Source organism: Rhizobium sp. CBN3, assembly GCF_030518245.1.
GTDB classification, from domain to species: Bacteria; Pseudomonadota; Alphaproteobacteria; order Rhizobiales; family Rhizobiaceae; genus Rhizobium; species Rhizobium aethiopicum_A.
Map to the genome: position 1 here is coordinate 93,401 of NZ_JAULSE010000011.1, position 20,554 is coordinate 113,954.

Consider the following 20,554-nt stretch of genomic DNA (forward strand, 5'->3'; position numbering starts at 1 on the left):
TGTAAGATCTCAACGATCACGACCTTCTCCCCATGTTCTCTTCCAAGCTGTCCGATAACGGACCAACCATTACGGCTTGGGAACTCGGACAGCTGAAGGCGGTTGTCGGGGAAACCTGGCAATGAGGTCTGCAATGGAAAAGGTTATCAATATCGACTTCCATGTTACTTGGAAGCCACCGGTATACGTCCGGATCGGCGACGGCATGCGTGAGCGCATTGAGGGTCCGGACGCGGCGCTTGCGGCGCTTCTCCATCGCTGGCCGTCGACCAATTCTCGTGAGTTCGGCATCGCCAAGCGCAGATGCGTCGATGCCATCGCTCGCCGTGGAAGTGCCGAGGGAGCCCGCAAGGCGTTCATGGAGGCGGCGCTCGCCGCGAGGGTATTCGCATGACCGTGCTTTCAATCGACGCACCGCACTGGGCGATACTTTTGGGGACGTTGACGCTTACATGCTGGCTTGCTGCCGGCCTGGCGGCCGTTCTCGGCACCGCTGAGGAGATCAGGCACGGCCAAGCCGGGAGATTTGCCGGCTATATGACAACGGGCCTTGCTGGGGCGGGCGTTGGCTCCGCACTAGTGATGATCACCATCTTGGTATCCGCCTGAAGAGCAACGGACGCCGGACGGCTTCCTCGGAGCGGTCTACCTGGTCGATGCAGGCGATGTGAGTACGACATCTTGAGCGGCGACGGTCTGGAGACACGATGCGCGACTGCATTATCATCGGAGGTGGACCTGCTGGCTTGACTGCGGCCGTTTATCTTGCGCGCTACCACCTTTCGACAACCGTATTCGATGACCATAGCAGTCGTGCCGCCACCATTCCGATTTCCCATAACCTCGCAGGGTTCCCGGAGGGTATCAGCGGAAGGGAGCTTCTCGCCAGGATGCGCACACAGCTTCAAAGGTACAAAGTTGAGATCCGCAGTGAGGGCGTCAGAAAGCTTCAGCAGGAGCATGACGGCTTTCGAGTTGTCTCCAGCCGCGGCGGCATGCGGGCACGAACAGTCCTTCTCGCCACTGGCGTCACCGACCGCAAGCCACCGATGTTGGCCGAGCGTCATGACGAGGCTGTTGCGCGCGGCCTTATCCGCTACTGTCCTGTCTGCGACGGGTTCGAGATCACCGACAAGCGTGTCGCCGTCATCGGTTGCGGATCGAGAGCGTTTGCAGAGGCGCTGTTCCTGCGGAGTTATACGACACACGTAACGATCATTACTCCGCAAGAGGAACACGAGCTCTCGGAGATTGAGGTCGATCGGCTGCGGGACTTGCGGATCGGCCTCCAGGAAGGTCCGATAAAATCTATCGACCCTGAGCGCGATAGGATCACAATCGCAACAGCTTCGAGCATCGGCGTGTATTCGTCTATTTACCCGGCGCTAGGATCGGACGTTCGGTCGGAACTGGCAGCTATGGTCGGCGCAGAATTGTCGGAGAACGGCTGCGTCATCGTCGACGGTCACCAAAGGTCAAGCATTCCTGGCCTTTATGCAGCCGGAGACGTGGTCATCGGCTTGGATCAGATCGGGACCGCAATGGGGCAGGCGGGCATAGCGGCCACTGCGATCCGAAACGATCTGAACGAGGCTAGCCCTCTAGCGCGCTAAGGGATGCCGTCGCTTCTGAGCCCCATCACTGCATTTCCAAGAAAGTTTGTGGACAGGGTGAGCCTGAGCCTTGCTCTACGTCGGCGCTCACGATCTCGCGAATCAAAGTTGAGCCGCTGCCAGGAAGCTCGACGGGGAGGCGTGCGATAGAGCCTTAGCCCAATTCCGCCGTAAAGCGGCACCCGCAGTCGGCGCCTCTGACGCCTCCGCGGGTGCCACGATTACCAGCCACGTCAACGGACGCTGGCAGGCATTCTTGCCGCCGACATAAGCGGTTGAGCAAGCTGATCCAACAGATGGCCCGCATTCTGTTCCTCACCCAGCGACAATGTCAGCAATCGAGCGACCGCCGGCTGTGCAAGCTGAAGGGCAAGATTACGCGCGGTGGTGTAAGCGGCAATTTCGTAATGTTCGACGCGCAATGCTGCACCGATGAGAGCCAGATCTGCAGGAGCGTCTTCTCTCTTCTTGCCTTCCGCCATCACCTCTTCACCCTCCTCGATCAGGCCAGCCATTCCCTTGCAAGGTTTTGCTCTTGCCGCGGAGCCGAGTACTCGCAGACACTCGTTCAGCCGTTCGACCTGCGCTTCGGTCTCGGCAAGATGTTTCTGCAGCAAAGTCTGCAGTTGCTGGGAGCGGGCTGCCTTCTGCAGCTTGGGGAGCGCTTTGAGCAACTGCTTTTCGGCATGCAGCAGGTCGCGAAGCTCGTCCACGAGCACCGCCTCGATCCCTTCCGATCTTTCCGGCGGCGCGCTTCGCGCTTCGATCGACGGTGCAGTCTCGTCGGCGCCCTTGAATCCCTGGAACGCCGGAGCCTCGACGAATTTCCAGGGCTCTCCTTCGTTCCACGGACCGCGAACATCGACCTCGCCGAGGTCGCCTTCGCCCGTCGAGTCGTTGAAGAATTGGTCGACGAGCCCCGGTGTGGGAGCGATTCTTCCAACACTGAGGGGAGGTTTACCCATGCTTTCGAGTGCGAGCTGGAATGCCCGCATATGGGTGATCTCTCTTGTCATGAGAAATTGCAGAGCGTCCTTCGTGCCGGAATCGCGGCAGAAGTCGATAAGGCGTTCATAAACGATCTTCGCACGGGCTTCGGCTGCGATGTTGCTTCGCAAATCCACGTCCAGTTCGCCGGTTATCTTCAGATAGTCGGCCGTCCAGGGGTTGCCCATGGAATTGAAGAGGTTCACGCCGCCGCCGCCAGCAATGGCAATCAAAGGATCGGCTTCAGCCTCCTCGCGAACGGACTTCAACGGTTTGAGGTGCATTCTGGCAAGCGTGCCGACGATTTCGAGATGGCTGAGCTCCTCGGTGCCGATATCCATCAGCAGGTCTTTCCGCCCGGGATCCTCGCAGTTCAGGCCTTGGATCGAGTACTGCATCGCCGCCGCGAGTTCACCGTTGGCGCCTCCGAACTGCTCAAGGAGCATATTTCCGAATCGGGGATCAGGCTCATCCACCCGAACGGTGTACATGAGCTTTTTGACGTGATGGTACATGCCGCGTCCTCCTTTGAACTGGCCCATAACCGCGCTCGGTGGTGAATGTTCCACACGGGCCGGCGGAGCCGGCGGAGGAGGCGGCCTTGGCACCCAACCGAACTTTCATGCAGGTTCACGGCTACGGCGCGTGCGGTTGTCGACTAGCCGCTTTCGCTCCCTGATGGCTAATCAGGAAGCCACTCATCTTCCTAAGCTACGTTCGCACCAGGGAATTGCAGCCAACATTGAACCGGATCTTCGTAGGGCAGTTTTCGGCAAAGGTGGAAACCATCAATTACAGATCCGAGGATTGCGTAATGAACGACGACCATCCGGAGCGCAAAAGCCCAACAACACCGGCCGCGGAAGGATTAACGCCCGCGTTAACCCGTAACATCGAAGCTATCATGCAGCGCCGCCGGCAGAGCCAAAATGCAGCGTCTGCTCAGGAGCGTTCCGCTGCTTTGATCAGCAAGTTCGCCGGTTCCATGATGTTCGTCTACATTCACGTCGTCTTTTACGGAGTCTGGATCATCGCCAATGTAGGATTGCTCCCACAGCTTCCACCCTGGGACCCCTCTTTGGTGATTCTCGCTATGGAGGCTTCGGTCGAGGCGATCTTTCTCTCGACGTTTGTCTTGATCAATCAGAACCGAATGGCTGCACAAGACAATATCCGCGCCGACCTCGACCTCCAGATCAGCTTATTAAACGAACACGAGACGACACGCCTGATCGCCATGGTCGAAGCCATCGCAAAGAAGCTTGAAGTCCCGACCGAGGCGGACCATGAGGTTGAAGAGCTGAAGAAGGACATCGCGCCGGAAGCCGTGTTGGATCGCATCCAGGCGGAAGGGGAAGACAAGTAGAAAGTGGCAATGTTCGCGCTGTACAGACCGACCGGCTCAGTCGCCACCATGTGCGGCGCCCAGATGCGCAATGCCAAAAGATTTTTGATCGGGCATGCGACACAATAATCGCAATCCGCACAAGAGATCAGTGCTGTTCGGGGCGCCGGGATTGCTCGTCGGCGCGCTCGCATTTGGCGCCGCCGGCGGCTTGACAGTTAGTGACTTGCTCGCCTCACGGCTCCGGACAATCGTGCAGGATCAAGGGCAATATCTCCATCCAGGCGGGCGAGCGCATCTTCCACGTGCCAGGGCAGAAATACTACGTACAGACCAAGATCAGTAAGCGGAGATGGCCTAAATTGGAAAGGCCGCTTGGGCGGTTGCCCTGCCAATCAACTGCCGACGTTCCGCATTGATGGCCGATATCACTGTCAATGATGAGACGTGGACGTCGGCGCGTTCACCTGCAGCGAATGACTGCTATCAAACTTCATGATCAACAACGTGACGAGTTCCTCGCGCGTCTTATGTCCTTCGTTAAATAGGTCGACTGCCGCGCTGCAAAGAAGCTGCATTGATTGTTCGGTTGGCGCGGCGTGATTATGCCGAAACCAAGTCCGAACAGCATCCGAAATCACGTTCACGTCTTCCACCTGGAGTGAGAGATTGAAATCGGCCATGTCATCCTCCCTAAGCGTCGCAACAGTTCGCTCGGAGTGCGATAAGAAAACCGTATTGCGTCAACCCTCCAAGGCCAACCGTCAGTGCGGTTTCGCACGTTTGTCGGTGCGGTACGCCATCGCACCGAGCGCTAGGCCAGAAATTCTGATGACTGAACGCAACGGCGTGTGGTCGTATCCATTGTCGATCACGGCGAAACGCAGGAAAGGGAATTCTCAAAGAGGAATTCGCCCGAGCTTAGGCGGCCGTCCAGGCAAAATTTGAGGCGTTCGCTCCGAGGAATGGTAGGCGCCGCCCAACGCACAGGAGACACATTGCTTGGGGGTGAACAATAATTGCCAAGCGGCCGGCACCCTAAGTCGAAGTGATAAAGTAGTACTTATTGCCATAAAGTAAACAATGTGGAGAATAGTTGTGCAGCGCCTGGGTGCGCAAGGCCAAAAAAACAACCCCGATTTGCTAACCCCGCTGAGCTGCGGGGCTTTTTTTCTGTCGTCAGGTACCGCACTGCAAACCCCGGCGCCGATAGCCCGACTTAAGTCCCTCTTTTTCTCAGTAAGATTCGAGCTAGATTTTCTTCATCCTTGTCAAGAGGAAGCCAGGGAGGTTTAGCAATGTTGCTGTATCCAGTCAGAACCTCCCTCGCGAAGCAAAATAACGACTTCTTGAGTGCTCAGTGAAAAGATGAAGCTGAGTTCTACTATGTGCAACGCCGTAGCGGAACCTAGCCAGTCCCTCTTTCGTTGAAGCAACAGGAAAGCACGGGTGTTCCTCCTGTGCGATCCGTGTTGTCAAAACATGCCCCGTTACGGCGGGGCTTTTTTGTCGGCATCGTACCGGAACCACATGGGGACAACGAGGTTAACTCACCGGATCGCGGGAGAGAGGTGGTAACTTCGGATCGCACCCGCCTTTCACCTAGCGATCCACCCCTTTTCAGAGTTGGGTCGTGCGGAGGTAAGTTTCCGGTCTGCTCCCAAAGCGACGCTCCGCGCGGCCCGACGCCTCAAGACATCCTGCCAGGTTGATCCATCGCGTTCTCGCCCTATCATTAATGTAGGGGAAGTGAGGGCGTTATGATCCTGTCCCACGAATTCCAAACCCAGACCGTTTTGAATGACGCCGAAGTGGCCCTCTGCCAACGGTCTACGATCACGTCGTGTCATCAGACCCTAGGAACTGGCTGGGCGACGGACACGATACCGGATGTGTGTCGCCTGCGGCGTGTCGATTACCCGGACAAGCTCCAGCTCGATCTCTGACGGCAAAACATCGAACAGCCTGCGGCCGCGACCGAGCAGCACTGGGATCAGATGGATCTGGATCTCGTCCAGCACCCCGGCCCGGAGTGCCTCTTGCGCCGTGTAACCGCCCCGCAGTTGCACGTCCCGATCGCCGGCCGCAGCCTTCGCCTGCGCCATCGCGCTCTCGATTCCGTCATTCACGTAGGTCACCAACGGATAACCCCAACGCGCGGCGGGCGGCGGAGGCCGGTGACTGGGCACGAAGATCGGGGCACCGTCATGACTGCCTCCCCAGTGATCCATCAGCTCGGCGGTTCGCCGGCCGGCAAGGACTGAACCCGCCGCCTTCCATTCGGCTTCAAATTCACGGACAGGCCCGGCTTCAGCGGATCCCCCGTCCGCGCTCGCCCAGTGGTGCAGCCGCTCTCCATCCTCGCCTCCGAGATAATCGTTATCGTCGGCGATATAGCCATCGAGTGACATCGACATGTCGAGGATGGATTTGGACATTTCGTTCTCCTATGACGAGGTCAAGTGTGCGAAGGATGCTGTCGGCAGGTGCCGTGAGCGCGGCGCCGAATCCGATGATTAGTCTCATTAGACGTATTCACGACGATCAATGTTGCACGGCAATTGGACTGTCGAAAGGACCGATTGTCACAAACGCGTCGGCTCCGCCCGCTGTCACGTCTCCGGCAGGCCTGCCTTTCGGAAGCCGTCGACAAAGTGGTCTCGTACAGATGCATCGCGCAGCGGCTGGGAACTGAGCCAATGGGCGATCGTGAAATGAGGGTGGGCGATCAGGAACAATTCTGCTTCTCGCCGCGCCTCCTCATGGTGGCCCAACTGCGCAAGCGCAGCAGCCAGGAATTTGCGTGAGTTGGTGCGATACGTGTCTTTCCTGCGCAGTGTAGCGGTTGCCGCCTCATAGTCACCCGCGGCGTATTGCGCCTGCCCAAGATGACAAAGATACCAGCAGGCTGGATAGGGATTGAGCCGCAGAGCTTTTTCGATCTGCGCCAGCCCGTCGGCAATCCTGCCGTCCAGCACGGACATATCCGACATGGCGGCCCAGGTGTCGGCGTGGTTGGGGTCCAGTTCGAGGGCCTTGGCGAAGGCGGCCTCCGATTCCTCCCATCGCCGCTCATAAGCCAAAATGGTCCCCAGAACGTAACGGCAGCCGGCATCGTTGGGATCCAGGTCGACCGCCTTCTGCGCTGATGTCACCGCCATCCGACGATTAGGATCTTCGGGCTCGCCGAAATGAGTCCAGGCAAGCCAGCGGTTATAGGCAAGCAGACCGAGCGCCTCGGCATATGATGGGTCGAGCTTGACCGCGCGTTGGAGCAGCAAATAGGCCTCACGCTCGGTTTGCGGCGACTCTTCCGTCAGGAGGCGGGCGCGCACACACAGATCGTAGGCCTCAAAGTTTTTCGGCCGATTGCGCGGCGTCGGGATGGTCAGCCGGCCGACGAGAGCTTCGACAATCTTGGCGTTGACCTCATCCTGCAACTCGAAAACATCTTCCAACGTCCTGTCAAACCGTTCGGCCCACAAGTGCTGGCCGCCAAGCGTGTCGACCAATTGGGCATTGATGCGGACTCGGCCCATCGCGCGTCTGGCGCTCCCCTCGAGGACGTAGCGGACGCCGAGCTCCTGGGCGACCAGCCGTACGTCGACCGCCTTGCCCTTGTAGCCATAGACGGAATTACGCGCGATGACGAACAGGCCAGCCGTGCGGGAAAGGTCGGTGATCAGGTCTTCGGTCAAGCCGTCGACGAAAGGCTCGTCCGCTTCATTCCCACTCATATTCGTGAACGGCAATACAGCGATCGAAGGATTTTCCGGCAGTGGCAATATGCTCTGCAGCGCATCCGGCCAATGCCACGCGTGGACCGGGCGAGTCAGGTTCTTCAGGTAGCGTTCGCCCGCATCGAAGAACTGGTCGGCGATCTCGCCGACGATCTCGCCGTGAACGCTGGCTGAAATGCAGATACCTCCCGGCGCGGCCTGCGTCTGGAGGCGGGCCGCGACATTGACCCCGTCGCCGAGGACGTCTGAACCGTCGTCAATGACATCTCCGAGATTGACGCCCACGCGTAAAAGCAGCCGCCGGTCCCCGGAAGTCTCAACGGCAGTGGTGGCCCGCTGCATTTCCAACGCTGCTGCGACCGCTTCCACCGCGCTGCCGAATTCCATCAAGAAGCCGTCGCCCACGACCTTGAAGATGCGACCATTGTGACGCATCACAGCCGGCTCGATAGTGCCGGAACGGAGATCCCTGAGGTTATCAAGCGTTGCGGCTTCATCAGCCTCCATCAGGCGCGAATATCCCACCACATCGGCAACGACGATGACGGCAAGGCGACGCTGAAGAGAATGGTTCGTCATTTGAGGACAAGCCCAACGACCGAGTTCCCAAGTTATTGTTCAAGCGCGGGTGAGTCAACAAAAGGTAAGAGGTGCCCAGGCGACCTCCACCTCCATCAAGCCGTCTTTGTGACCGCCGGCGTCGAAGTGGACGACACGGAAATGTGTATCCACGGAAAGCGGATGGTTCTTGAACGTCTGGGTCGACGAGGTTGGTGCCTATGGAAGGCGACAACCCGCGCGAACGTGAGCCTACGCCCCAGGCTTGTGACAAAGCCGATCGAGCGTGTCTCGAAGTGCGGCGGCGGCCTGATCGCGCTCATCGGTGGACATAAGCTCGGGCTCAGCTTCCAATCTCAGGTGCGGCAGTTCGGTCCGGACAGTACGACGGCTGCGGACCAGATTTTCCTTCAGATCGACCACGCGATAGGTGGCGACCGGATAGGCTATTCCCTTTACGAGGACATGCCCCAGTTCCTCACACTCGATCGTGTCCTTCACTTGCGCAAACGTCTCATAAGAAATAAGCACGGTGCCCGGCGACGCTTCCTGCTCAAGGCGCGAGGCGAGATTCACGGCGCCGCCGATTATCGTGTAATCCATCCGGTCCTCGCTGCCGAAGTTGCCCACAGTGCAGTAGTCTGTGTGAATGCCAATGCGGCAGCGCAGCGGTGTTTCAATCCCGATATCGCGCCAGATTTCCCCAAGCTCGCTCATTCGCTTTTGCATCGCGAGAGCCATCTGCACGCAGGCGAGCGCGTCATCCTTGACGCCGCGGGTTTCCGGATCGCCGAAAAACATCAGGATGGCGTCTCCGACATACTTGTCGATCGTCGCGCCGTGATCTGAAGCAATCTTCGACATTTCCGTCAGGTAGTGATTGAGGAGCTGTGTGAGATCCTCGGATTCCATTTTGTCTGTGGTTTCGGTAAAGCCGGCGATATCGGAGAAGCATATCGTCAGCTTCTTCCGCTGGCTGGCGATGCTGACGTCCTGGCGGCCGGTGAATATGGAGTTATACACCTGCGGCGCCAGGTATTTCGCCAGCTTGCTGGAAAGCGCCTCGAGAGCTGCGGATTTCTCGGCAAGGTTTTCCTCCCGTTGCTTCAGCTCGGTGATATCAGAGTAGACGGCCACCGTGCCGCCACCCGTGATCCGCCGCTCGCTAATCATGATCCATCGCCCGTCGCGACGCCGCTGCACCCACATTTCACCAGGGTAGCGATGCCGCGAAAGCCGCTCGGCAATCCACTCCTCGACTCGCCCCTCAGCATCCTTGATGTAGCCGCCCTCAGCGGACCGGCGAACAATCTGCTCGAATGTCGTGCCGGGTGTCATTTCCTCCAGGCCGGCGTACAACAGCTCGCGGTAGCGGCTATTGCTCAGCACGAGCCTGTCCTCGCCATCGTACAGAGCGAATCCTTCGGAGATGCTCTCGATGGCATCCACAAGTCGCTGGCGCGCTTCCGCAACCTCGCGCAGGCTGTTTTCCTCCACCTCGACCGCAGTATCCCGGAACAGCCTGAGCGCCCCTGCCATGCGGCCGATTTCGTCGCGGCCTCCGACGGGCATCTGCGCATGCAGATTGCCGCCCGCGATTGCCAGCATGCTTTGGCTCACCTCTCCCAGACGGGCGAGAAGGCTGCGGTCGACATAGAGCCAGACAACCAGAACCGAACTCAGGAGGCTTAGAAGGGCGGAGCCAAGGACAATGCCGGTGCCGTAGCGCCGGACGACCGAGGCTTCGAGGGCGGACGCGGCGATCTCATGGTTTGCCTTTGCAACCAGGCGATCGACGGCCGCGGTAAGGTCGCGCGATAGTCGACTGTTTTCAGCCAGAAGCTGCTCGCCCTTTGCCAGGACAGCAAACTCGTCCTGTCGTACCTTCGGGATCGCGTTCTCACCGTCGGTCAGCGACTTTAACTCGTCCAACCGTTGTTGGAAGCGGGTCCGCAACTTTTCATCGATCTCGGTGGAGACCGTTTCGAGTACGGCGAGCGACCGGCGCAGCGGAAACAGGATCAGCTTCAGATCTCCCGGCGTACGCGCGTTGGCAGTCTTGACCAGCGCGTCGTTGACTGCTGAGATCTCCTGTTGCGCCCTCTGCTGGGGGATGTAGGCCGCGATTGCCTTGACCAGGTCGCTCGGCGCCGCAGCACGCGCGTCGGGTGGTGCGGCGGAATCAGTCGCCGCTGCACGCCACTGCGGGACCTTCGAGTTCATCACGGCGATACCGGGCGCGATGAGACGCTGACTTGCATTTGTCGTATCCGATAAGCGGCGCAGCAACTCCTCCTTGCGCTGAACCATGGTAAGGCGAGCGGCGACAAGATCGTCGAGAGCATCGAGGTTTCGTCGTAGACCAATCACCGCGTCTTCGATTTCAGTCACCGCCGTCGCGCTGACTGCGGTGCCTTTAAGTGCGGCGAGCAACTCTTCGAGACGCCCCATCTCGAGTCCGATCGCAGCCGAGACCTCGTTGTGCTGAACCGTGCTGGTCGCCGCCAGCACTGAGGGCGCGGTTGAGGCGACCCTCTCAGCCTGGCGCGACAATTGGAGAGAGGCGAGCGCCGTCGGGACCCGTTCCTTGGTGATGCGATCGACCACGTCGCCGACCTGAAGGAAGGCATAGAGAGCTGCGGCGGTCGCGAGCACTGCGAAGGTGCTGATGCCGAAGAAAGCGAGCAACAAGCGCCCTCGTATGCCGACGCGTTCAAACATAGCGGCAACTGCAAGGTCTTGCTTGCGCAGCCACTAAAGTCTGCACAGATTGGCCTAAAACGATCCACCCGGCCGGCGGTTGACTATTCCAGCGGCACGTATTCGCCACCCTTCCAGACATACCAAATCCAGCTTTGCACGGTGAGGTCGCCCTTGTCGTCGAAATCCACCCGGCCCATTACCGTTTCAAATTGGTTACCTTGCATTGAGGCGATCACCTCTTGCGGCCTTAAAGAACCGGCCTTCTTCACCGCCTGCGACCAGACCTGGACGGCGGAGTAACTGAGCAGTGTGTAGCCTGCAGGCTCGAAATTCTCGGCACGGAAACGCTCGACGACTTGAGCCGCCTGAGGGACGCGCCGAGGGTCCGCGCTAAATGTGAAGAGGGTACCCTCCGCGGCAGATCCGGCGATCAGCGCAAAGTCCTCGCTCGCCATGCCATCGCCTGAGACGAGTTGAAGTGCGTAGGCACGGTCTCGCGAAGCGCGAACCATAAGCGCGACCTCGGGCAAATACCCACCAACATACAACACGGCGATGCCGGCGCCCTGTAACGCGGAGATCTCTGCCGTATAGTCGTTCTTCCCAGGGGTGAAGGCCTCGTAGATCGCTTCGGTGACACCCCGCTTATTCAACTGCTTCCTGGTCTCGTCGGCGAGCCCCTTCCCATAAGTGGTGTTGTCGTGAAGGATCGCTATTTTCTTGTCGCCCCAACGATCGGCTAAATAGTTGCCGGCTACCACCCCTTGCGCGTCGTCGCGACCAATGACGCGGAAAACATTGGCACGACCTTGTTCGGTCAACAGCGGATTGGTCGAACCGGGTGAAATCTGTAGAACTCCCGCGGCCTCGTACACCTTGGATGCCGGGATCGAGGCCTGGGAACAGTAATGCCCGATGACGAGCACCACACCATCAGCCACCAGTTTCTGGGCGGCCGCCACAGCCTGCTCGGGATCGCAAAAGTCGTCGACCGTGATGAGTTGCACCTTCTGCCCGAGCACGCCGCCAGTCGCATTGATGTCGGCCACTGCCATCTCTGTGCCGCGCTGCATCTGCTCCCCGATCCAGGCGAGCGGTCCTGTGACCGGGCCTGCCGCTCCGATCAGGATCTCCGCCCGCGCTAGACTGCCAAGCGAAACGACGAGCGCGACGATAGCTGCAGTGATGCTGCTGCGCATGGTGAACCTCCTTCACAGCTTACGCCAATTTTGTTCCCGCCGACAGTCCCTGCGCAGGCGCAGATATCTCAGCACTTGCCTCTTATCCGTATGGGCCGGTCAGGTGCGGCAGCCCGCAAGTTCACGCCTGACGACTTGTGGGAGTAGCTTCGGAGTCTCCGGATGGATCGTTTTGGATGCGTCTGCAGCCCTGCGGTCAGCCCCGCTGGCCGGGAACAGCTCCTACGTCTTTGAGGTCAAAGCGTTCTGAAACCGAACCCCTCTGGCGCCTTGCAGCGGTTCAGGGCATCCTATGATGGCTGAGAATTGTGTTTATGGCAGTTGGAGGAATGCCGATGCGTTGCTTTACCGTGCTTGGACCCTCGCAGACAGGAAAATCAACAGTCGTCGAAAAGCTCGGCTCGTTGGAGGGAGCGCCGAGAAAATCCAGCTCCCCTTATGGCCTGAACCTCACAGAATTCACCTTTGGAAACGAGGCGTGGTGCGCGCTTGATGCGCCAGGACCGAACGAAGCCTTGGCGCATGTGCAGCACGCGCTTCTTGCCAGCGACGCCTGCATCCTGTGCGTTTCATCGGCACCCGAGGAGGCTGTGCTCGCCGCGCCCTATCTGCGGATAGTCGAAGCCTCGGGGACGCCGTGCATCCTCTTCGTCAACCGAATGGACGAACCGAGAGGGCGGCTGAGGGACGTGATCGCCGCGCTTCAAGACTACGCCAACCACACGCTTTTGCTTCGCCAGATCCCGATCCGCGAGGGAGACAGGATCATAGGCAGTTGCGATCTGATTTCGGAGCGGGCGTGGCGCTACCGGGAAGGCCAGACTTCGGCGCTGATCGCAATCCCCGAAAGTGCTGCCGAGCGCGAGCACGAAGCGCGCAGCGAGCTTTTGGAACACCTGTCCGAATTCGATGACTGGCTTCTTGAGGAACTGATCGAAGATCGCGAGCCGCCCAGCGACGCCCTCTATGCCATTTCATCGCGGATTCTCAGGGAAAACAGGATCATTCCAGTGCTGATCGGCGCCGCAAGTCACGGCAACGGCATGATGAGGCTGATGAAAGCGCTGCGCCACGAGGCGCCGCAGGTCACGGCTCTTCGACAGCGCCTGGCTCGTGCGGGCAATGTGGATGAAAACAAGCTGACCGCCGTGAGCTTCCATGCCTATCATCGTCAGAATATCGGCAAGACTGTGCTCGTGCGCGCGTTTGGCGAGGGACTGCGGCAAGGCGCAGCACTGGGCGGCTCCGGCCTCGGCGCCGTGCAGGATCCTGCAAACGGACGGTCCAGCTCGGCGATCACGCCTGCACCCGGGGATGTCTTCGCAACGGTCAAGTCCGACCACTTGCCCGTCCCGTCGCTGTTGACATCAGATGCGACGGTCGCCCCGCCCGAATGGACCGAGCCACCGACGCCGATGCTTGAAAGAATCCTGGTCCCGGGCAGCGTACGCGATGAAAACAAGCTCTCCGAAACGCTTGCAAAACTTTCCGAGACGGATCGCGGTCTTGTCGTTTTGCAAGAGGAAGGTACGGGCGCCCAGCTCGTCCGCGCCCAGGGCCCGGTACATCTGCGCGATCTCTGCCGAACCCTGTCCGAGGTCTTCCACATCGACGTAACCGATCGAACGCCCAGCCCGATCTACCGCGAGACAATCGCGAAGCCGTCCGAGGTGCACTACCGGCACCGCAAACAGACCGGCGGCGCCGGGCAATTCGCGGATGTGAAGCTGAGCATTCGCCCCAACGAGCGCGGCCGAGGCTTCACCTTCAACGAAACCGTCAAGGGTGGCGTCGTTCCGCGCAACTACATCCCTGCCGTCGAAGCAGGGGCGCGCGAAGCGATGGAGAAAGGGCCGCTCGGTTTCCAGGTCATCGATGTCGGCGTAACGCTGTTCGACGGTCAGCACCATGCCGTCGACAGTTCGGAACACGCCTTCAGGACTGCGTCGAGAATGGGAGTGCGACAGGCGCTTTCCGAAGGATCGGCGGTCTTGATGCAACCGGTCTTCCGCAGCGAAATTCACATTCCGTCGATCTATTCCGGCAGCCTCGTCCAGATCGTTTCCGCCCTCAAGGGTCAGGTTCTCGGCTTCGACCGGGATGAAACCGCCAAGGGATGGGACATCTTCCGGGCACTTGTTCCGGGCGGCGCACTTGACGATCTGGCGCGGGCGCTGCGCTCGGCGACGCAGGGCATTGGTTACTTTTCCAAGACCTTCGATCACTTCGAGGAGCTATACGGCAAGGAAGCGGACGCCATCGTGAGGGCACACGAGGAAACGGGCGGCGCACACTGAAATCTTCGCGCCAATACCTCGACGGCCTTGGGGGGACATGCGATCGGGGCCGGTCAGTTCGTACTGGTTTTCGGAATGCGCCTGAGCTCCGATTTCGCTCGAGAATGGCGCATAGCGGAACCATTGATTACCTTACGAAAATTTATAAGCTGCCCCTCATTACCGTGAGCGGCTTGAGGACGCTCCAAAGGGCATTCATGAGGAGCATCCGATGATCCACGAATTGCGCATCTATACATGTCTTCCAGAGAGGCTGCCGGCACTGCAACAGCGTTTCGAGACCGCGACGCTGGCGATCTGGGAACGCCTCGGCATCCGCTCACTGGGCTTCTGGACAACGATGATCGGTTCTTCCAGCAACGATCTGACCTACCTGCTCGAATGGCGGTCGCTGGCGGAGCGCGAGCAAAAATGGTCCGAGTTCATCGCCGATCCGGAGTGGAAGGAAGCGAAGGCGAAGAGCGAGGCGGATGGGCCGATCGTCGCCAACATCACCAGTTCGCTGCTGAAGCCGACACGTTTCTACCGCGGCTTCTCCAAACCGTCGGAATAACGATTACGGCCGCCGAGATCGCATGACCATGTCCGGCACCGTCATCAGGCGATATCGAGAGCCGCTATTCAAACACTTTAGAAGGGGGCTGTTTTTTGATGCCGGCCGCGGCGATCAGCCAGAACAATCCACCGGCGGCAATTCCAAATACGGCTATTTCTGTGAGCAATTCGATTGCTTCCAGCAATCCCCACCACGTCATCATCCCGTGCTGGTAGGTCATGTGATCATTCGTGTAGGCCTCGTCCGGGCCGAAAAATATAGTTAGGCAAAGCCACGGGAAGGTCGCAATGGAGGCCCCGACCATCGCACAATTTGCAAGAGATGCCCGTACTCGTCCCCTGAGATAGAGTATCAATGGTATCCCCAATACAACAGTTGGCGGATACGCACCGAAGAACGCGACGACTGCAGTTGTTTGGACAACGCGCTCCATCATATCCGACAGGCCCTGGTAGGCTGGGCTGTAAACCGCATATGCAAAGGATGCCACCAAAGGCACTACAATTAGTGCAACTGCAATTCTCCACCAGGGCGGAGATGCGAATGTTGTTGCCGTCATGTGCGCCTTGCCTAAACAGTCTACGCGACAGAATTGCACGCGTAGGTGCGTATGACAACGGTCCGGCTCCCGCATCTTTCTATGCCACTGCTTTTCTCCTAAGCTACCTTGTCCCACCAATGTGACACTCGGATTGGAGGTTTCGCTGCTAGCTTGACGGATGGAAACCTCTCGGCTGAAAGCCGCGACTTAGGAGCGCCTCTTGAGCAATTATCGTGTCTTTCGGTTGCTGATCATACTTTGTATTTCTGCGTGGTGTTACCCCGCCAAAGCGGCGGCCTTAAGCGCTGACAGCCAACCGCCGCTCCGCGTCAAGGAATACGAGCGATGGGTGGATAACCTTGTAAGTGAAGCGAACGGCAATCCAGCTCTCCTCGCCAGGAAGCTGCAGGCATTTGGCTTTACTTGTACGCCCTCCGATGCCGTACACCTCCGATGTGTTCGGTTCGGTTGCCAGAAGCTGGCAGGTATGTTTTGGCGAGGAGCTTTGCTGCAGTGGTCCGTCAACGAATTCCAAGGGAAGTTTGATAGAGTCGCATTCAGCTATAGCTGGGCGAAGGGTTGCTATCCACCGGAACGTGTCGAGCAAGAGCAGAAGCGCTTCGTTTTACAATAGTTGCCACGAGGCGGACGTCCTTTGATGAAAGCAACGGCGTTGCGACGCCATCAGGTTCATCGTCCGGGAGTGGACGGAGAAGAACACTTCCGGTGCACGAACTGGACGAAGATGGCGATGTTGATGGGGAAGCTTGAGTGAGCGAAGACCGAATTCAGCTATGGATTGCCGCGTTTATCGTGGGGCCCTTTTGCGCCTACTACTGGTATTGGTTCATCAGGTCGATCATCTTCTACAGTAGAAACGGCTTCAATTTCACCGAGGATTTCGGGCCCGAGGCCTACTGGGCCGATCGCGGAGGTGATGATGATTGCGTGTTGATGAAGCCAAAAGAGAAGTTCTTTATCGCCGGACCTTCTTTCGTAGTAGTGACCTCCGCTATGTTGATTTTCATAGTTTTAGGCTTGGCGGGAACTAATTAGCCTGGCCGGTTTAAGCAAATGGCCACCTCTTGAGCAGCACCGCGCAGTGCCGTCATGCGTCCAGGCCTGAACATGATAGGTGTTGCGCGGTGGTGCTATCAAGCCTCACACAATCCTTCTGAAATAGGTATCGGCTAAATCAGAGGGATACCGATGCCGAAGATGCCCGCAAACTCATCTCTGCGACCGTGCATACGGACAATTCTTGCGCTGATGCTTTCCTTCCCAGGTGTGGCAGCCGCTACCCCTCCATGTCGTGACAACACGTTTGCGAAGGCCAAGCTCGTGGTTGAGGCACGCGCGATATCGTTCTCAGTCGGGGAGTCCGGCCTTCTGTTCTCTCCGGGCTTTCCGGCCCGGATGATACGGGTCGATCTGGAGATTAAGAGGGTCATCAAAGGCACCTTCACCGGCAAGAAGGCGACATTGTATGGTTTTCCGTATCCCCCTCCGGATCGGTTCTGGGAACTGAGCACTATGGCTTTGATAGGTGGTCTGGGCGGCCCAGATACCTTTGAGTGGGAACTATCGGCCAACAAGATAGGCGACGACATATCCTTCTACTCATTGAACAATTGTGATTACTCCAAATTCCCCACGACGCTTCACGGTGGCCGCAGCCTTGATATCCATCAGTGCCGACGAGAGAGGGGTCGAAGTCCTGGTGTTCTTCGGTTTGATGGAAGCGGAGCCATGGGGCAGCTTTTGGGCGCCGGTGCACGAACTCGACGAAGATGGCAAGACGGATGGGGAAGCTTTGATTGAGTGAAGAGCGATTTAATTTATGGGTTGCCTTTTGCTTCTTGGCCGGCCTTTGCGCTTGCAGTTGGTATTGGTGTATCAGATCGATCGTTTTTTACCGCAGGAACGGCTTCGATTTCAGCAAAGATTTCGGGCCAGAAGTCCACGTTGGGGGCTTACTGGCGCCGCCGAAAGCGAAGTTTTACGTGATTATGCCTTTCACAGTGGCGATAAGCTCTTTTTTGACGACGGGGCTCGCTTTGGGTTTGCTAGGAATCGTTAAACATTGTGCGGACTGCGGTCGGTAGCTGGCAGTTCCAGTTCGTAAACCACGGCGTGATCCTGTTCCTCCCTCAGCCCCTAATATGAGGGGTGCCGGAGCTTCCCGTCATGTGTTCAGGCCCGGCATTCGCAAATCGCGACGGTGGTTGTACCAAGAGATGATGATCCGTCTTATTTTCATATTTCTCGCAACTGGGCTCCTCGTCGGCTGCGCTTTTCCATTCCAACGCAATTTGGATGATTGCCCCACCGAAAGAACGGTCTCGGTCGGCGACACATTCCAGTGCGCGGAGCCCGTTAAGGAACCAGTTCTCGGCAAGAGACCATGACCAAGTCCGAAACCGCCACCCTCTACGCCGCCAACCGGATAGACGATATTTCCACGCAGGATTTTTGCAGATCTTCCTGCGCCGCGCCACCTGCTGGTGCGCAATGCCGGCTCGATCGCGCTCGACGACGACACTGAAGAGGCCCTACGGGATGTCTCGAGCGAGTTGGTGCTGACGCGCGAGCACGCTATCAGAGATATCGTCCGGGAGTGGATGGAGAAGAACACCTGTCTGCCGGTGCACGGACGAAGATGGCGATGTTGATGGGAGTGCGTGAGCCGCGATATTCTTGGTGGGCACCGACGTGCGAACGTTAAATGGGCATCACCCTGCCAACCATCGCGCAGATGAACTGTTCACTGCATATAATTTCCACGTCGCAAAGTTGAAAGCCAATTAGTAAGAACTGGTTGGAAGCATTTAAGATGCACGCAGCTTCTTTTGTGCGTTCAGCGCCGATACAAAGTGGAACGCAGAAACCGGCACGGCAGCAAATGCAAACTGACGCAATGTCGAAAGGAAGCTGGACTGCAACTCGGGTTGCATAAAGCCGCCGAACATCGACATAAATGCTGCAAAAACCAAGCCCTGCAGGATAGCGTATTCAGCTATTCGGGCAACGGATCGTTCTCGCAGGTTCTCGGGCGGAAAGAAACCAGCCAGTCCCTTAATCGCAAGCAAAAAGAGCGGAAACAGCAAGCCAAGCTTGAACAGTGTGGTCGGTGAAGAGGTCTCATCAGTGAGGTACAAGCCCAGCGGAATGACAAAGGCGGGCATGAGAAAGATGAGGTAGTCCCTGAGCACCTGATTTTTCACTGGTCGGCCTCCTGTCTTGTCAATCGGAGATTGTAGTTTCCAGGAGATTGATGTCAATGAGTTGTGTGCTCGATTTGCATGATTGATGACACGTTGGGTGGAAGCCGTCATGCAATTCGGCTAGTCGTCGTCCATGCTAGAGTTTGTAGAACTACAGCTCGGCCTGGGTTGGGTTGCCGAGCCAAATGCCCCCGAGCCTCAGCTTTCAGTTGCGGGCTCCAAGGTCAACGTCTGTTTCCGCTCGCATAGGCCCGCGCGAGACGAAAAACCGTCGGGTATTCTCAGGACTTTGAACCTATTTTGGAAGGCCGGTGCGAAGTTTGATGAGACATGGGGCACTCTAAGCTTCATTGGCTGCAGCCGGTGGCGCTGGGACGACACCAACGATCATGAATGGTATAAGGTAGATGGCCATGGTCGCTACAGTGGCATAGCTCCGCGTTGGGGCGAATTCTATGAGTTAGTTGGCCACGACCCGATCCGCGATGCCGTGCCGTGGGAAACAATCCATGCAGACACCGCTAACTCTCGACATTTTCTCTATTATTTTCGCGACGAAACGCTCGAGTTCATGGCCGAGGAGTGGTCGTTCATCCCTAACCTGACGGTCTAATTTTGCGTTCGTGTGGCGCTGAGACTTTCCTGTCGTGACGGTCTGGTCCGAGTTCCATGACCATCCTGCTCCTCCCTCAACTCCTTATATGACGGGTGCCGGAGCTTCCCGTCATGCGTCCAGCCTCCGTATTGGATCTCGGCGACGAGTTCGGCTTGATCCAGATCAGGTTCTTGCGGCTTGCCTTAAAGCCAGTTCCGGCTGGGAAGGCTTGCGAGGCGGCTTTGTCATGCCGCCAGTTGATCAGCCATATCTTAAAAGGCAATTCACCCAGATTGAGTATTGACGCTTCACAAGTGCCGACGGGGAAAACATTTCAGCTGCCTTGAACTGATGAGGGAGGATTATATCTAAGTAAGTAGTCTCCCCCATGGAATACGGAATGTGTAGTCGCGTTTATATCAAAGAATCGCTTCACGACCTCGCGCGTAGTTTCGCTTTCGCCGGACAAGGCGAGCTTGACGGCTTGATTGACCGCATCCCTCGATACAACGGCTCACCAAGCCAAGTCTTTCCGATCATCATCCAAGAAGCAGCGCCGGGAACCGGTATCGTTGCCCCGGTCTTTGCAATAGCAAAGTGGGGGCTGGTGTCGGCATCTAGAACGCCCAGCGACCGGCGTCTCCCATTGGTCGATGTCCGCTGCGAAAAGATTGCCTCACACAAACTCGCCGGACCTGCCTACCGGTCTCGCCGCTGCTTGATCCCAGTCAACGGATTCTTTGGGTGGAAATCGTCCCCCCACAGCCGAGAAAAACAACCCTATGCTATCGCGATGAAGACGGACGTTCTGTTTGCTCTTGCAGGCATGTGGGAGGTCTGGCGCCACCCGGCTGGCATCGATATCCGCACCTTCGCCGTCATCACCTGCGCGCCGAATGAGATGATGACGACAATCGGTGAACGAATGCCAGTCATTCTCCGTCGGCAAGACTATGAGCGCTGGCTATCTCCTGATCCAAATCCATCCGACCTGATGAAGCCATACTCGGCCGACCTTATGACCATGTGGCCGATTGGCACGGGCGTTGACAATCTCAAGAATACCGGCCCCGAGATCATCAGCCCGGTCAATCTAGATCCGCAGCGGCATCGGAACCGTCGCCTTAGCTGAGGGCCGGAACCGCCGTTCATTCATGGCCGAGGTGTCGAGCAGCGCAGAAGCAAGGTTTTGGTCC

20 protein-coding genes and 2 pseudogenes are annotated in these 20,554 nt (G+C 58.0%); 13 read left to right on the forward strand and 9 right to left on the reverse strand.

Annotated features, from left to right (window positions below; all coding sequences use genetic code 11):
• Nucleotides 1-133 precede the first annotated feature (133 nt).
• The 3 genes from QWJ46_RS17955 to QWJ46_RS17965 all read left to right on the forward strand — a co-directional run bounded on the left by QWJ46_RS17955 (nt 134) and on the right by QWJ46_RS17965 (nt 1,613).
• On the forward strand, nt 134-394 hold the full coding sequence (locus tag QWJ46_RS17955) for a DUF982 domain-containing protein (RefSeq protein WP_085777297.1): 261 nt from the start codon (nt 134-136) through the stop codon (nt 392-394).
• Nucleotides 391-609 (forward strand): hypothetical protein, encoded by a 219-nt coding sequence (locus tag QWJ46_RS17960; RefSeq protein WP_302752533.1) that lies wholly within the window; start codon nt 391-393, stop codon nt 607-609. The genes QWJ46_RS17955 and QWJ46_RS17960 overlap by 4 nt, the downstream gene beginning before the upstream one ends.
• A 98-nt stretch (nt 610-707) precedes the next feature.
• Entirely contained in the window at nt 708-1,613 is a 906-nt protein-coding gene (locus QWJ46_RS17965; RefSeq protein WP_302752535.1) for an NAD(P)/FAD-dependent oxidoreductase, read from the forward strand.
• Between the two features lie 233 nt (nt 1,614-1,846).
• Here QWJ46_RS17965 and QWJ46_RS17970 read toward each other — a convergent pair whose 3' ends face one another.
• A complete protein-coding gene (locus QWJ46_RS17970; protein WP_221157526.1) occupies nt 1,847-3,115 on the reverse strand; it encodes a DUF892 family protein in 1,269 nt (422 codons plus the stop codon).
• A 299-nt stretch (nt 3,116-3,414) separates the two neighbouring features.
• Between QWJ46_RS17970 and QWJ46_RS17975 the strand changes: the two genes are divergently transcribed.
• Together QWJ46_RS17975 and QWJ46_RS17980 are read left to right on the forward strand one after the other, a co-directional pair.
• Nucleotides 3,415-3,966 (forward strand): DUF1003 domain-containing protein, encoded by a 552-nt coding sequence (locus QWJ46_RS17975; protein ID WP_302752536.1) that lies wholly within the window; start codon nt 3,415-3,417, stop codon nt 3,964-3,966.
• A gap of 94 nt (nt 3,967-4,060) precedes the next feature.
• Nucleotides 4,061-4,364, forward strand: a pseudogene (locus QWJ46_RS17980) (succinoglycan biosynthesis protein exoi).
• 15 nt (nt 4,365-4,379) lie between these two features.
• Here QWJ46_RS17980 and QWJ46_RS17985 read toward each other — a convergent pair.
• The 5 genes from QWJ46_RS17985 to QWJ46_RS18005 all read right to left on the reverse strand — a co-directional run bounded on the left by QWJ46_RS17985 (nt 4,380) and on the right by QWJ46_RS18005 (nt 12,145).
• Complete coding sequence (locus tag QWJ46_RS17985; RefSeq protein WP_302752538.1) at nt 4,380-4,628, reverse strand: hypothetical protein; 249 nt, start codon at nt 4,626-4,628, stop codon at nt 4,380-4,382.
• 1,173 nt (nt 4,629-5,801) lie between these two features.
• Entirely contained in the window at nt 5,802-6,383 is a 582-nt protein-coding gene (locus QWJ46_RS17990) for a dihydrofolate reductase family protein (RefSeq protein ID WP_302752539.1), read from the reverse strand.
• A 174-nt stretch (nt 6,384-6,557) separates the two neighbouring features.
• Complete coding sequence (locus QWJ46_RS17995; RefSeq protein ID WP_302752541.1) at nt 6,558-8,264, reverse strand: adenylate/guanylate cyclase domain-containing protein; 1,707 nt, start codon at nt 8,262-8,264, stop codon at nt 6,558-6,560.
• Between the two features lie 231 nt (nt 8,265-8,495).
• A complete protein-coding gene (locus QWJ46_RS18000) occupies nt 8,496-10,964 on the reverse strand; it encodes an adenylate/guanylate cyclase domain-containing protein (protein WP_302752543.1) in 2,469 nt (822 codons plus the stop codon).
• A gap of 83 nt (nt 10,965-11,047) precedes the next feature.
• On the reverse strand, nt 11,048-12,145 hold the full coding sequence (locus QWJ46_RS18005) for a branched-chain amino acid ABC transporter substrate-binding protein (RefSeq protein ID WP_302752544.1): 1,098 nt from the start codon (nt 12,143-12,145) through the stop codon (nt 11,048-11,050).
• A gap of 335 nt (nt 12,146-12,480) precedes the next feature.
• On the opposite strand from QWJ46_RS18005, the gene QWJ46_RS18010 reads away from it, so the two are divergent.
• Both QWJ46_RS18010 and QWJ46_RS18015 read left to right on the forward strand, forming a co-directional pair.
• On the forward strand, nt 12,481-14,442 hold the full coding sequence (locus QWJ46_RS18010; protein ID WP_302752545.1) for an elongation factor G: 1,962 nt from the start codon (nt 12,481-12,483) through the stop codon (nt 14,440-14,442).
• Nucleotides 14,443-14,653: 211 nt separating this feature from the next.
• Entirely contained in the window at nt 14,654-14,995 is a 342-nt protein-coding gene (locus tag QWJ46_RS18015; RefSeq protein WP_302752547.1) for an NIPSNAP family protein, read from the forward strand.
• Nucleotides 14,996-15,059: 64 nt separating this feature from the next.
• On the opposite strand, the gene QWJ46_RS18020 is transcribed toward QWJ46_RS18015, so the two are convergent.
• Complete coding sequence (locus tag QWJ46_RS18020) at nt 15,060-15,557, reverse strand: hypothetical protein (RefSeq protein WP_302752548.1); 498 nt, start codon at nt 15,555-15,557, stop codon at nt 15,060-15,062.
• Nucleotides 15,558-15,759: 202 nt separating this feature from the next.
• Here QWJ46_RS18020 and QWJ46_RS18025 point away from each other — a divergent pair, with 202 nt between their 5' ends.
• The 4 genes and pseudogenes from QWJ46_RS18025 (at nt 15,760) to QWJ46_RS18040 (ending at nt 18,224) form a co-directional block, all read left to right on the forward strand.
• Nucleotides 15,760-16,173: a hypothetical protein gene (locus tag QWJ46_RS18025; RefSeq protein WP_302752550.1), complete on the forward strand. Its 414-nt coding sequence runs from the start codon at nt 15,760-15,762 to the stop codon at nt 16,171-16,173.
• 137 nt (nt 16,174-16,310) lie between these two features.
• Nucleotides 16,311-16,595 carry a hypothetical protein gene (locus tag QWJ46_RS18030; protein ID WP_302752551.1) on the forward strand — a complete coding sequence of 95 codons (285 nt, stop codon included), beginning with the start codon at nt 16,311-16,313 and terminating at the stop codon, nt 16,593-16,595.
• Between the two features lie 610 nt (nt 16,596-17,205).
• Nucleotides 17,206-17,364 carry a hypothetical protein gene (locus QWJ46_RS18035; RefSeq protein ID WP_302752552.1) on the forward strand — a complete coding sequence of 53 codons (159 nt, stop codon included), beginning with the start codon at nt 17,206-17,208 and terminating at the stop codon, nt 17,362-17,364.
• A 579-nt stretch (nt 17,365-17,943) separates the two neighbouring features.
• A pseudogene (locus QWJ46_RS18040) lies at nt 17,944-18,224 on the forward strand (CopG family transcriptional regulator).
• A 143-nt stretch (nt 18,225-18,367) separates the two neighbouring features.
• On the opposite strand, the gene QWJ46_RS18045 reads toward QWJ46_RS18040, so the two are convergent.
• The gene (locus QWJ46_RS18045; protein ID WP_302752554.1) at nt 18,368-18,763 is read right to left on the reverse strand and encodes a hypothetical protein; all 396 of its coding nucleotides are present in this window, start codon (nt 18,761-18,763) and stop codon (nt 18,368-18,370) included.
• A gap of 133 nt (nt 18,764-18,896) precedes the next feature.
• On the opposite strand from QWJ46_RS18045, the gene QWJ46_RS18050 reads away from it, so the two are divergent.
• Nucleotides 18,897-19,376: a hypothetical protein gene (locus QWJ46_RS18050; RefSeq protein ID WP_302752555.1), complete on the forward strand. Its 480-nt coding sequence runs from the start codon at nt 18,897-18,899 to the stop codon at nt 19,374-19,376.
• Here QWJ46_RS18050 and QWJ46_RS31285 read toward each other — a convergent pair.
• Nucleotides 19,373-19,540 carry a hypothetical protein gene (locus tag QWJ46_RS31285; protein WP_368046096.1) on the reverse strand — a complete coding sequence of 56 codons (168 nt, stop codon included), beginning with the start codon at nt 19,538-19,540 and terminating at the stop codon, nt 19,373-19,375. The two genes, QWJ46_RS18050 and QWJ46_RS31285, sit on opposite strands and share 4 nt — an antisense overlap.
• A 218-nt stretch (nt 19,541-19,758) precedes the next feature.
• Here QWJ46_RS31285 and QWJ46_RS18055 point away from each other — a divergent pair, with 218 nt between their 5' ends.
• Nucleotides 19,759-20,490 carry an SOS response-associated peptidase gene (locus tag QWJ46_RS18055; protein ID WP_302752729.1) on the forward strand — a complete coding sequence of 244 codons (732 nt, stop codon included), beginning with the start codon at nt 19,759-19,761 and terminating at the stop codon, nt 20,488-20,490.
• Nucleotides 20,491-20,554: the final 64 nt, after the last annotated feature.